The organism is Sulfitobacter sp. AS92, assembly GCF_038900015.1.
Taxonomy (GTDB): domain Bacteria; phylum Pseudomonadota; class Alphaproteobacteria; order Rhodobacterales; family Rhodobacteraceae; genus Sulfitobacter.
The window spans coordinates 400,657-413,539 of the sequence record NZ_JBBMQL010000002.1; the positions used below are offsets into that span (position 1 = coordinate 400,657).

Consider the following 12,883-nt stretch of genomic DNA (forward strand, 5'->3'; position numbering starts at 1 on the left):
ACGGTATTTAAGAAAAGATGAAGGAGGGGCGTTTGTTCCAGAGTTTCGAGGTCACCGCACGTCCGGAACAGGGGCCGCCGCGTTTGGCGGCGCTGCGCGAAGAATTGCTACGTGCGGGGCTGGACGGGTTTCTGGTGCCGCGCGCCGATGCGCATCAAGGGGAATATGTAGCACCACGTGATGATCGTTTGGCGTGGCTGACGGGGTTTACCGGATCGGCAGGCTTTTGTGCGGCGCTGCGTGATGTGGCGGGGGTTTTTATCGACGGGCGCTACCGCACGCAGGTGAAGGCGCAGGTGGCGGATGTTTTTACGCCTGTAGCATGGCCAGAGACCTCTCTTGCTGATTGGGTGAAGGACCAGTTGCCTGAGGGCGGTGTGATAGGATTTGACCCATGGTTGCATACGCCGGGACAAATGGATCTGTTGATGGATGCACTAGCCGGCTCTGGCATTGAGCTGCGGCGCGTCGAGAACATGGTGGACCGGGTTTGGGAAAACCAACCTGCGCCACCAGTGGGCAAAGTGGCGGCACATCCAGAGCGTTTTGCCGGGGAGAGCCATGAGGCCAAGCGGCAACGCTTGGCGGCGGATCTGCGCGCGGCAGGGCAGAAGGCGGCTCTGATCACTTTGCCGGATAGCCACAATTGGTTGTTGAATATTCGCGGGCAGGACATTCCGCGCAATCCGGTGGCGCATGGATTTGCGGTGCTGCACGACGATGCGCGGGTTGATCTGTTTATGGCGGCGGAAAAGCTGGTGGATGTGCTGGATCATCTGGGGCCCGAGGTGGTGCCGCATGATCCTGAGGCCCTGCCCAACTATCTGAACGCGCTTGAGGGGCCGGTTCGGCTTGATCGGCAGTCGGCTCCGGTTCTGTTCGCGGAACTGCTGGGGGATCGCGCGCAGGCGGGGGAAGACCCCTGCGCCCTTCCAAAAGCTTGCAAGAATGAGGCTGAGATTGCCGGGGCCGCGGAGGCGCATTTGCGGGATGGTGCGGCAGTGGTCGAGTTGCTGGCCTGGCTTGATGCGCAAGAACCGGGATCGATTACGGAAATAAAAGTCGTGCGCCGGTTGGAAGAGTTGCGCCGCCGTGACCCAGCATTGCGCGACATTAGTTTCGAGACGATTTCGGGCAGCGGGCCAAACGGGGCGATTATCCATTACCGGGTGAACGAAGAGACCGATAGCGTGCTGGAAGATGGGCATTTGCTGGTGCTCGACAGTGGCGGTCAGTATCTTGATGGGACTACGGATATCACCCGCACCATCGCCATCGGCACGCCGGACCCAGAAGCCCGCAGCGCCTTTACGCGGGTGCTGTCGGGCATGATCGCCATGAGCCGTCTACGCTGGCCGCGTGGGCTGGCCGGGCGGGATATCGAAATGTTGGGTCGTTTGCCGCTTTGGATGGCGGGGCAGGATTTCGATCATGGTCTGGGGCATGGCGTTGGCGCCTACCTGTCGGTGCATGAGGGGCCACAGCGGCTGAGCCGGATGAGCCATGTGCCGCTGCTACCAGGTATGATCCTTAGCAATGAGCCGGGATATTACCGCGAGGGGGCGTTCGGCATTCGCATTGAGAACCTTCTGGTGGTGCAAGAGGCCCCCGCCCTGTCCGGCGGAGACGCGCATCGCAAAATGTTGGATTGGCGCACCCTGACGCTCGTGCCGATTGATCGACGTTTGATTGATGCCGAGGCACTGAGCCCAGAGGCGCGCGATTGGTTGAACGCCTATCACCGCGACGTTGCGGAAAAGATCGGGCCGCGGCTATCACCTATTACGAAACTGTGGTTGGATGCGGCAACGGCGCCCCTATGAGCGTCCGAATTCAGTAAAACTAGGGGGGTACGGCATGTCCGACCATATTACGATTACTCCGGCCCAAGGCACATGGGTTATCCGCGCTGGCGGTGCAATTTTAGGCGAAACGACAGAGGCCCTGGAACTGCGCGAGGGTGACTATTCGCCGGTGATTTATTTTCCCCGCGGTGACATCGCCATGGCCTTTCTCGATGGCTCCGACAAGACGACGCATTGCCCCTATAAGGGCGATGCCAGCTATTACTCCGTCGTGACCAAGAGCCGCACGTTGGAAGATGCCGTCTGGTCCTACGAAGATCCAAAAGCGGATGTCGCGGCGATCAAAGGTTATCTTGCCTTCACGCCGATGGAAGAAATCGCCATCGAACGCCTTTGATAACGGATCAGGAATGCTCCTCGGCCGCTGTGGCGGCCAAGGCGCGGTTATAGGCCTTCAGCGCATCAACATGGAACAGCGCGCCCAGCAATTCGGGCGGCGCATCTGCGCTGAGGGTGACCACCGGGATAAAGTTGGAGTGTGTCTGGTCAAACAGGGGCAATGCGGCCTCTAGCGTGGCGCTGCCGTCGATATAGGTGCCTTTGTCGATTAGGTCCCAACAGGCGTCTACTGAGGCCGCGTCTTTGTCATCAGGGCGGCGCATGATGCGGCCCACCAAGAACATCGACAGCAGATAGGCCTGCGGGCCTGCGGCCAGATGGATCCCGCGCCGCTCCATCTGGGTCAGGAAGAACGAGCGGTCCACCAGCTTTGACGCCAGTGCCGTCGACATGCTGACGGCAACCATGACGGCGAGGCCGGTCTGCCAATCCCCGGTCATTTCAAAGACGATGAGCGTGGTCGAGATCGGCGCGCCGAGTACGGCGGCGGCCACGGCCCCCATGCCAGCCAGCGCGTAGAGCGATGAAGAACCTGAGATTTCGGGGAAGACGCCAGTGGCGATCAAGCCGAAGGCCAGCCCCGTGAGCGCGCCCACCATCAGCGAAGGCGAGAAGACACCACCGCCCATGCGTCCGCCCAGTGTGATCGCCACGGCGGCGACCTTGAGCACGGCAAATATGATCACCTCGTGTAGTACCAGCTCACCCACCAGCGCGCGGGAGGTCGTCTCATAGCCGACGCCAATGATATGCGGGAACCAGAGCGCGATGATGCCAAGGATCGCCCCCGCCACCGCGGGACGCAGCCAGCGAGCAAGGCCCGTGCGGGCTTGGAGGTAATTGCCAAAATCCTCGGCCCAGAAGATTGACCGCATCAGCACGACAGAGACCAAACCGCAGGTCAGGCCCAACAGCAGGAAGGCGGGCAGTTCGACATAGAATTGCACGTCGCCAAGGCTGGGTAAGACGAACTCGGTCAGCCCGCCAAATTCCAGCCGGTTGATCACCGTGCCCGCTGCCGAGGCGATGACGATGGGGGCAAAGGCGTGGACCGCAAAATGCCGCAGCACAACTTCGAGCGCGAAGAGCGCACCGGCGATGGGGGCGTTAAAACTAGCCGAAACCGCTGCGGCCACCGCGCAGCCCAAGAGATCACGCCCGGTGATCCCGTCGGCTTTGATCAGGCGGCTGACCTTGGTGGAGATCACGGCGGCCAAATGCACCACCGGCCCTTCGCGGCCCGATGACCCGCCCGTCGACAGGGTGATGAGCGAGGCAAGTGCTGACGCCACGCCAGCACGCGTTTCAACCCGACCGTCGTGCATGGCGGCACCAAGGATCACATCGCCGACGCTGCGCGCCCGCCCGTCGCGGGTGAAACGGTGCAGGATTAACCCCACAGTAAGCCCGCCAAAAGTCGGGATCAGCACCACCCAATACCAAGGCAGCCCGGCTAGAAAGCTGTGCAGGAATTGTACATCATCGGTGCCATAAAGTGTTGCTTGTAACCAGTTGATCCCCTTACGGAAAAACAGCGCGGCGAAACCTGCGGCAATGCCGACCAGCAAGGCGATGAACCAAAATGTGATCTTGCCCGGACCGCGCGTGCGCAGCACTTGCCAGCCCAATTTACAGCCGCCAAGCGCCTGATCGAATTGTTGCGAGAAGAATGAGTTATCTTGCGGGGGCATGGGACTTTGACCAGTTGGACCCTTCCTGTCTAGGCCAAGCTGACCTTGGGTAAAACCGCCATTTAAGAAGTAGTTGCGTCCTGTTGCCCGTTCAGCAAAGACAGGGCCGCGGCGCGGGCGGCGTCGGTGATCGTATCGCCTGCCAACATTCGCGCGACTTCATCAACGCGTTCCTCGGCGACAAGGGGCGTGACTGTTGAGGTGGTCATGCCCTTGGTGACCGATTTGGCCACACGCCAGTGATGCGCGCCAAGGGCCGCGACCTGCGGCGAGTGTGTTACGACAAGCACCTGACCCTCAGCCGCGAGCGCTTTTAGCCGGCGCCCTACGGCGTCAGCAGTGGCCCCCCCCACCCCACGGTCAATCTCGTCAAAGATCAGCGTGAGGCCGGATTGGCTCTGGGTCAGGCAGACCTTAAGTGCCAAAAGAAAACGGCTAAGTTCCCCGCCCGAGGCGATTTTGCCCAACGGGCCAGCAGGTGCGCCGGGGTTGGTCGCAACGGTGAAAGACACCGCATCGCGCCCGTCGGGACCGGAGGTGTCTTCTGTCAACTGCGTCTCAAAAACGGCGCGTTCCATCTTAAGCGGGGCAAGCTCTGCCGCCACGGCTTTGTCGAGCTTGATTGCCGCCCTGCGCCGCTTTTCGGTCAAAGCACTGGCGCGTTCGTCATAAAGCGCCTGTGCGTCGCGCACGGCCTTTTCCAGCCCGGCCTGTGCCGCCTCGCCCGCGTCGAGCGCGTCGAGCTTGGCACGCAGCGTGTCAGCGAAACCGGCCAGCTCATCGGGCTGCACGTCATGTTTGCGCGCCAGCCCCCGGATCGCGAAAAGCCGCTCTTCGCAGGCCTCCAACTCATATGGATCGAACGACATGCCGTCGATTGCATCAGCCACGCCGGACATCGCTTCGTCCAACTCCACCATCGCACGGTTAAGCGCGGCCAGTGGTCCTTCCAACGCGCCCTCGGCCTTGTCAGCCACACCGTCGAGCCAGCGCAGCGCATCGCCCATTGCGGTCTCTGCCCCACCTTGACCCATCAGTTCATAGGCGTTGACCACATCGCGGCGGATTTTCTCGGCGCCCTGCATCTGGCGGCGGCGGGTGTCGAGGGTGGCTTCCTCGCCTGCCTCTGGGGCAAGCTTGTCGAGTTCGGCCACTGCGTGGCGCAGGAACTCTTCCTCGGCGGCGATGGCGTCGCGTTCGGCGGCGGCAGCGGCGGCAGCTTTACGTGCGGCACCTAAAGCCAGCCAAGCCTCACGCACGCCAGCAATCGCGCGGTCGTTGTTCGCATAATCATCAAGAATGGCGCGGTGGCCACGGGGATTCAGCAGGCCACGATCATCGTGCTGGCCGTGCAGCTCCACCAGCGTCTCCGACAGCCGTCGCAGCACCTCACCCGAGCAGCGGCGGTCATTGACCCATGCGGTTTTGCGCCCGTCTGAAGTGTTGATGCGGCGCAGGATCAACTCATCCCCGGCAGGCAGCCCCGCCTCTTCGAGCACCACATGAGCCGGATGCCCCGCTGGCAGGTCGAACCAAGCGGTCACCTCGCCCTGTGCGGCTCCTTGGCGCACCAAATCAGCGCGCCCGCGCCAGCCCAGCACAAACCCTAACGAATCCAACAAGATCGACTTGCCTGCGCCGGTTTCACCGGTCAATACATTCAGCCCCGGCTGGAAGCCAAGCTCCAGCCGGTCGATGATCAGCATGTCCGAAATATCAAGTCCGCGCAGCATCTAGAACCGTTGGATGGGTTTGCCCCACCCCCCTTAAAGCCACTCGCCCTTGATGGTCTGGCGATAGGCTGACCCCAGCCAATTGTCTTTGTAGAAGGCAGGGGCAAGGCCACGGCCTGTCAGCAGCTTGTAGCTGTCTTCGTACCATTCCGAGCCACGGTAGTTGTGGCCCAAAATTGCCCCCGCTGTCTGTGCTTCTTTGTCCAGACCAAGCGAAAGGTAGGATTCCACCAGACGGTGCAACGCTTCAGCCGTGTGGGTCGTGGTTTGGAAGTCCTCCACCACAACGCGGAAGCGATTAATCGCGGCGGTATAGTGATCGCGGCGCAAGTAGTAGCGGCCGATCTCCATCTCTTTGCCTGCTAGGTGGTCGAAGGCGAGGTCGAATTTCAGGATCGCAGAGCGGGCATATTCACTGTCCGGGTAGCCTTCAATCACGGCGCGCAGGGACTGCAGCGCTTGGAAGGTCAGACCCTGATCGCGGCCCACTTCGTCGATCTGGTCGTAATAGCTCAATGCCAGAAGATACTGCGCATAAGCGGCGTCATCTTCGGCGGGGTAGAAATCAATGAACCGCTGCGCCGCCGAGCGGCTGTTGGGGTAGTCTTGATCCTTGTGATAGGCGAACGCCTGCATGATCAGCGCGCGTTTGGCCCATTCGGAATAGGGATAAAGGCGCTCAATCTCAGCGAAATAAAACGCCGCCTCACCGGGGTTGTTGCTGGTCAGCTCGTATTCGCCACGCTCAAAAATCTGCTCGGCTGAATAGGTTTCAAGCGGGATTTCCTGCGGGTTAAAAAAGCTCCCGTTCGAGCGTCCGTCACCACCGCCGCAGGCCGCCAGTGTCGCGACCAGCAGCACTGCACTGATCGTCCGCTTGCGCGATCCTGCTACCGTCATGCCCGCACCCCTTGCATCGTCCAACCCATGGTCTTTGACCCTCTTGCGCATGTGACTAGCACAATATTCTGCGTTGCAAAACGCCCATTGCACCCCCCGCCCGCAGCCGGGCGCGCGGCGGCGCATCGCTGGGTCAGACTTGTCACTTTGGATTAGTGAATACAAGGCATTGGCGGGGCGTTCAATGGCAACTCGTCGCCGAAGCGAGATGCCGTCTGGCACCATCTTAGGCAACCGTCGGGTCAGGCCACCTGTGGGATTTCGTTCCAAACCAGCCCGAAGCCGGGGAGACGCGCCGCTTGCGCCGCATCGCAGGTGACAAGACGCACGGCATCCGGTGTCGCGAAAAGCGCGCGCAGCAAGGTATTTGTCAGCGAATGACCTGCGCGTTTGCCTTCGTAATGGCCAAAGAGCGGCGCACCAGCGAGCGCCAAATCACCAAGTGCGTCGAGCATCTTATGGCGCACAGGCTCATCCGCGTGACGCAGACCGCCGGGGCTAACAACCGCATCACCATCGAACACAACAGCGTTTTCACCAGCCTCGCCGCCAAGCGCCAGACCATTGGCCTGCATCGCATCGACGTCGGCTTGACGGCAGAATGTACGGCTGTCGCAAAGCTCACGCGCGAAGGCGCCATTATTCAAGGTCAGCGACTTATGCTGGTGACCGATGGCGGCGTCGGCGAAATCGATCTCGAAATCGATCCGCAGCGTATCGGCAGGGGAAATCGTTGCTGTCGCATCGCCGTCTTGCACGGTCACGGTTTTCAGGACTTCGAAGGCCATCACAGGCGCGGCGAGCTGACGCAGCCCGCGCTGCATGATGCCCCGTACGAAGGGCACGGAAGAACCATCGAGGATCGGCACTTCTGGACCGTCGATTTCGATCAGCAGGTTATGAATGCCGCAGCCCGCAACGGCGGCCATCAGATGCTCTACGGTAGAGATCGACAGGCCTGTGCGGTTTTCCAGCTTGGTGCACAGCGGCGAACGGTTCACAGCATCCCAACGGGCCGGGATCATGCGGTCACCCACAGCCACATCGCTGCGCGAGAACCAGATACCATGATGGGCCGAAGCCGGACGCAAGGTGACAGTCGCAGGCAGGCCGGAATGCAGGCCTGTGCCAGAAAAGCTTACTGCTGATTTAATTGTTGTCTGCACCGGATCATCCTCAAGCTTCGAACATCTTATTGTGTGTTGAACTCTGGATTAAGGCGCTGGTTCGTTTTGCTCAACTCAATCTTTGCAACGGTCTGAAACATGCCCGTAACATTTGGGCGCTAGAGTGCCACCCCAATTGTAATTGTCTGATCTACAACGAAAAAGGGTCGCCCTAAGGCGACCCTGTCGTTCATTATCGTGATCGGATTAATTGGCCTGACGGCGCAGGAAGGCAGGAATTTCGATACGCTCTTGATCGGGATCGTTGTTTTCTTGCGGCTGCGGCGCAGCTGCAGAAGCGCGTGTCTGCACCGGAGGCTGCTGACGCGCAGGGCGCGGCTGTGCTTCGCCTTCGGCGTGACCGGTCATCCGGTTGATCAGAGAGTTGATGCCAAAGCGACCTTTATCGCCCTGCTCACCCTGCTGCTGCTGGGCCTGACGGTGCTGCTCAGGGGCGGCCTTTTGAGCAGCGGCGCGCAGACGGGCCAGTGCTTCGGGGGATGGCGTGCCGGGTGTCGGCGCGCGCGGTGCAACGAAGGCTTCAGGCTGGGCTTCGATCGTTTCTTCCTGACGCGGCTCGAATGCGGCGACTTCGGGCTGGTAGGCCGGTGCAGGCAGACCGTCATCATCTTCAACAACGTTCTCTTCTTCGTAGCGGTCCTGCTCACGCGGCGTCGGCTGAAGGTCTTGGAACAGAGCGGCTTGCTCAACCTCCTGCTTCATTTCCGCAGCAATCGGAGCCGCGACAGGCGCTTGGGCGGCGGAAACCTGGGCAACATCGTCAACCGACACGTTCTGACGCAGCGGCTGGCTCATGGAGCGGCGCGGCACCGGCATTTCGGTGTTCACGTCGGTGGCGTCGATGCCGGTGGCAACAACGCTGACGCGCATCAGGCCACCAAGGCTTTCGTCCAGCGTGGAGCCGACGATGATGTTTGCTTCGGGGTCGACTTCTTCACGGATGCGGTTGGCCGCTTCGTCCAGCTCAAACAGCGTGAGGTCGTGGCCACCAGTGATGTTGATGAGCACGCCCTTGGCACCACGCAGGCTGATTTCGTCCAGCAGCGGGTTGGCGATGGCCTTCTCGGCGGCCTGGATCGCGCGATCTTCGCCCTCGGCCTCGCCTGTGCCCATCATCGCTTTGCCCATCTCGTCCATCACGGCGCGCACGTCGGCAAAGTCGAGGTTGATCAGGCCCGGACGGACCATCAGGTCGGTCACACCCTTCACACCTTGATACAGCACGTCATCGGCGAGCGAGAAGGCTTCGGTAAAGGTGGTCTTTTCGTTGGCCAGACGGAACAGGTTCTGGTTGGGGATGATGATCAGCGTGTCGACGACCTTTTGCAGCGTCTCAACACCGTCTTCGGCCTGACGCATGCGCTTGGCGCCCTCAAACTGGAAAGGCTTGGTCACGACGCCAACGGTCAGTACGCCCAGCTCACGCGCGGCCTGCGCGATGATCGGTGCCGCACCTGTACCGGTGCCGCCGCCCATGCCAGCCGTGATGAAACACATATGCGCGCCAGCAAGGTGGTCAACGATCTGCTCAATGCTCTCTTCGGCAGCGGCGGCGCCAACGCTGGCACGGGCGCCCGCGCCCAGACCTTCGGTGACTTTGATGCCTAGCTGGACGCGGTTCTCGGCCTGTGCCTGCTGCAGTGCCTGAGCGTCGGTGTTCGCCACGACGAAATCAACACCATCCAGCTGCTTCTCGATCATGTTGTTGACCGCGTTGCCGCCTGCCCCACCAACACCAAAGACGGTGATACGGGGTTTCAGATCATCTTGTCCTGGCATTGAAAGGTTGAGTGTCATGTGCTGTCCGCCTGTCCAGTTATCCGCGTTCTGCGGGAGTTTTTCGACCAAATTTACCCGACCCTACCGGGCTAGGGCCGGATCGTCACCTAAAAAACATCGTTTTGACGCTAAATATGGGCAGAAACTTGCCAGTTTCCGCCTTATCTCGGGTCTGCCACCCGATATTGCGGTCACCAGTTGTCTCTGAACCATTTCACCGCGCGTTTAAGCGAGCGTGACGGGTAACGGTCGGCGGGGATGTCGAAATCCCACCACTCGTCCTGTGGGTGCGCCGCAAAGAGCGCGAGGCCCACCGAGCTGGCAAATCCCGGCCCCGTTGCCGCCTGCGGCAGCCCATGCACGCGCAGCGGACGGCCCAGACGGACCTGCTGGCCAAGGATCTTGCTGGCAAGCCCATCAAGCCCCGGTATCTGGCTGCCTGCGCCAGTAAGTACAATCTGTTGGCTTGGCAGGTGGTCAAAACCGGCAGCATCCAGCCGAACGCGAACTTCTTCGAGGATCTCTTCGACGCGCGGACGCATGATGCCGATCAATTCGGCCCGGCTCGCGGTGCGGCGGTCGTGCTCATAGTCGCCCGTCTCGCCGCCGATCTCGATCATGTCGCGGTCGTCCATGCCCGTCGCATGCACGCCGCCGTAGAAGGTCTTGATCCGCTCGGCATTGGCCATCGGCACCTGCAGGCCCATGGAGATATCAGAGGTGACGTGATCGCCGCCCATACGCACGGTATCGGCATAGATCATATGTTTCTTGATGAAGATCGACACGCCGGTGGTGCCACCGCCAAAGTCGATACAGGCCGCGCCGAGTTCCTGCTCGTCCTCAACCAGCGCGGAGATACCCGAGGCATAGGAGGATGACGCAATGCCCGCCAGTTCCAGATCGCAGCGTTTGATACAATGCGCCAGGTGCTGCACCGTATCGGCATCCACGGTGAGCATATGCATGTCCACCGAGAGACTGTTGCCCAACTGGCCACGCGGATCAGCCAGACCGCTGCGGTGATCCAACGCAAAGTTCACCGGTTGTGCGTGCAGCACCTCGCGGCCCTCGCCGTACTCAGGCACATCGCAATCCGCGAGCACGCGCGCCACGTCCTGCTCGGACACCGACTGCCCCTCAAGTTCGACCTGCGCATCCAAGCCGTAGCTGCGCGGCTCCCCGCCCGAGAAACAGGCGATGACGTGATCGACGCGGATACCGGCCATTTTCTGTGCGGCCTGAAGTGCTGTGCGGATCGCACGCTCGGTCTCGCCCATAGCGCAGATCTCGCCAAACCGAACCCCACGGGAGCGGGTGGTCGCGGCCCCGATGACCCGGAAACCCGATTGCCCGGCCAATGAGCCGATGTCGCCGTTCTCTCCGTCATGGGTAATGCCGTCAAAACGCAACACCAGACAGGCAATTTTGGAACTGCCAACATCCAGAATGGCAACCACCCCACGTTGGATCGCCATTTTGCGCATATGGCGCATCGAACGCTGACTGTCGTATAGGTCCATCATTTCGTTACTGTCCCGATTCCAATGGCCATCTTACTGGCCGGAAAGCTGCCTGATGTGCCACCATTCGCGGGTGGCATCTTCGTTCATTCTAACGGTCGGTCTTGCCGCCAACCTCATGTCCACACGCGCCACATCCCGCGTGAGGACTTCTTGTGCGCCTTCCAGCGCGATCACCCGTTCCAGCGCTTGCAGCGCGTTTTCTTCGGGCAACATGATCGTCTGATCGCGGTCCAGCACCACATCCCAACGGCGGCCACCCACGCGAACCAAACCGCGCAAACGGTCGCCCAGTACATTGGCCGCGGCGATCAACTTGAGCGCCTCAGGCACCTCTTTGGCGGCCCCCGCCCCGGCGATCAAGGGCAGATCGGCATGGTCGCGGCGCGCGTCAATCCGTGCCACATGCGCGCCGGTATTGTCCACCAGCGCCAGCCCCGTCTCATCGCGCCAAACGGCAACGGGCACACGCGGCGTGACGTCGATTTGCAACACGCCACCGGGGCGGATACGCACGTTGGCCTGCTTCACGCCGTCAAGCGCCGTGATCTTCTCGCGTATTTGCGGCAGATCGAGGTCAAAGGATGACAGCGGAAACTCCAGCGGCAAAGCCGTGCGGATTTCCGTCGACAGCATATCGCTGCCGCCATCGATGGCCATGAGCTTAACCATGAACTCGGGCCGCTCTTGGATGCTGGAGCGCACGTCGGCGATGGCCTGCACCACGGTGCCGCGCCGCTCTTCATCCGCCATATAGATTGTGCCCACCAGCAGGCTTAGCGTGAAGGGCAGCCCCACGCGCAGAGCAAAGCGAAAGCCGGGCGTGAGCATCAGGCGCTGCATGCGCCATGACCACCGCGAGGGGGCGGGGTCGGCCTTGCCTGTTTCAGGGCGGCGGCGGATCAGCGGTCGCATGATGCATCCTCCACCATCCAAGCGCATAGCTCAGGGAATGAAATGCCGCAGGCGGCGGCCTGTTCGGGCGAAAGCGAGGTGGCCGTCATGCCGGGCTGGGTGTTGGTCTCAAGCAGGATCAACCCCTCAGGCCCGCGCGCTTCGTCCCAGCGAAAATCGGTACGGCTGACGCCCCTGCAGCCAAGCGCCTCATGGGCGCGGCGGGCATAGTCGAAACACAGGTCGGTAATCTCTTGCGGCAAATCGGCGGGCACCACGTGGCGCGAGCCGCCGGGCTTATACTTTGCGTCGTAGTCGTACCAACCAGTGGTGATGATGTCGGTCACCGCCAGCGCGCGGTCGCCCATCACGGTGGTGGTCAGTTCCCGCCCGGGGGCGAAGGTTTCAACCATCACCTCGGCAGGCATATCTTCCGAGAGTTGCGGCGGGCCGTTGTTTTCCTTGGCCACCAAATAAACGCCGACAGAGGAGCCTTCGTTATTTGGTTTAACCACATAGGGCGGCGCCATCACATGGCCTGCCATGACATCGGCCTTGGGCGCAATCATGCTTTCCAGCACCGGCAGTCCCGCGTGGCGGAACACGTCCTTGGACCGTTGCTTGTCCATCGCCAGCGCCGAAGCCAGCACGCCAGAATGTGTATAAGGGATATGGAGCCACTCAAGCAGCCCCTGCACGCAGCCATCTTCGCCCCAGCGGCCATGCAAGCAGTTCAAAACGGCATAGGGCTTGAGGTCGGTCAAAACAGCAGCGAGGTCGCGGTCGGCTTCGACCTCGATCACGTTATACCCGCCATGTTCCCGCAAGGCAGCGGCGCATGCACGCCCACTGGACAAGGACACCTCGCGCTCAGCCGAGGGGCCGCCCATTAATACCGCCACTGTCGGGGTTTGTCCGCTCGACTTACCCACCAAAGTGCCTCTTTGCCTTGGGCCGTTTGCGGCCCCTATC

At 61.4% G+C, this 12,883-nt stretch carries 10 protein-coding genes; 2 read left to right on the forward strand and 8 right to left on the reverse strand.

The window, feature by feature from the left end:
* Nucleotides 1–32 precede the first annotated feature (32 nt).
* Both WNY61_RS05125 and WNY61_RS05130 read left to right on the forward strand, forming a co-directional pair.
* Nucleotides 33–1,823, forward strand: coding sequence for an aminopeptidase P family protein (locus WNY61_RS05125; protein WP_342850375.1), 1,791 nt, complete (start codon nucleotides 33–35; stop codon nucleotides 1,821–1,823).
* Nucleotides 1,824–1,857: 34 nt separating this feature from the next.
* Nucleotides 1,858–2,202, forward strand: coding sequence for a DUF427 domain-containing protein (locus WNY61_RS05130; protein ID WP_342850376.1), 345 nt, complete (start codon nucleotides 1,858–1,860; stop codon nucleotides 2,200–2,202).
* Nucleotides 2,203–2,209: 7 nt separating this feature from the next.
* Here WNY61_RS05130 and WNY61_RS05135 read toward each other — a convergent pair whose 3' ends face one another.
* The 8 genes from WNY61_RS05135 to WNY61_RS05170 all read right to left on the reverse strand — a co-directional run bounded on the left by WNY61_RS05135 (nucleotide 2,210) and on the right by WNY61_RS05170 (nucleotide 12,843).
* Nucleotides 2,210–3,895, reverse strand: coding sequence for a chloride channel protein (locus WNY61_RS05135; RefSeq protein WP_342850377.1), 1,686 nt, complete (start codon nucleotides 3,893–3,895; stop codon nucleotides 2,210–2,212).
* Between the two features lie 62 nt (nucleotides 3,896–3,957).
* Complete coding sequence (gene recN, locus WNY61_RS05140; RefSeq protein ID WP_342850378.1) at nucleotides 3,958–5,628, reverse strand: DNA repair protein RecN; 1,671 nt, start codon at nucleotides 5,626–5,628, stop codon at nucleotides 3,958–3,960.
* A 33-nt stretch (nucleotides 5,629–5,661) separates the two neighbouring features.
* Nucleotides 5,662–6,528 (reverse strand): outer membrane protein assembly factor BamD, encoded by an 867-nt coding sequence (locus tag WNY61_RS05145; protein ID WP_342850379.1) that lies wholly within the window; start codon nucleotides 6,526–6,528, stop codon nucleotides 5,662–5,664.
* A gap of 242 nt (nucleotides 6,529–6,770) precedes the next feature.
* Nucleotides 6,771–7,694 carry a UDP-3-O-acyl-N-acetylglucosamine deacetylase gene (gene lpxC, locus WNY61_RS05150; RefSeq protein ID WP_342850380.1) on the reverse strand — a complete coding sequence of 308 codons (924 nt, stop codon included), beginning with the start codon at nucleotides 7,692–7,694 and terminating at the stop codon, nucleotides 6,771–6,773.
* Between the two features lie 207 nt (nucleotides 7,695–7,901).
* Nucleotides 7,902–9,512, reverse strand: coding sequence for a cell division protein FtsZ (gene ftsZ / locus WNY61_RS05155; protein ID WP_342850381.1), 1,611 nt, complete (start codon nucleotides 9,510–9,512; stop codon nucleotides 7,902–7,904).
* Nucleotides 9,513–9,685: 173 nt separating this feature from the next.
* A complete protein-coding gene (gene ftsA, locus WNY61_RS05160; RefSeq protein WP_040700995.1) occupies nucleotides 9,686–11,020 on the reverse strand; it encodes a cell division protein FtsA in 1,335 nt (444 codons plus the stop codon).
* A gap of 30 nt (nucleotides 11,021–11,050) precedes the next feature.
* Nucleotides 11,051–11,932 (reverse strand): cell division protein FtsQ/DivIB, encoded by an 882-nt coding sequence (locus WNY61_RS05165; protein ID WP_342850382.1) that lies wholly within the window; start codon nucleotides 11,930–11,932, stop codon nucleotides 11,051–11,053.
* Nucleotides 11,920–12,843: a D-alanine--D-alanine ligase gene (locus WNY61_RS05170; RefSeq protein WP_342850383.1), complete on the reverse strand. Its 924-nt coding sequence runs from the start codon at nucleotides 12,841–12,843 to the stop codon at nucleotides 11,920–11,922. The genes WNY61_RS05165 and WNY61_RS05170 overlap by 13 nt, the downstream gene beginning before the upstream one ends.
* Nucleotides 12,844–12,883 lie beyond the last annotated feature (40 nt).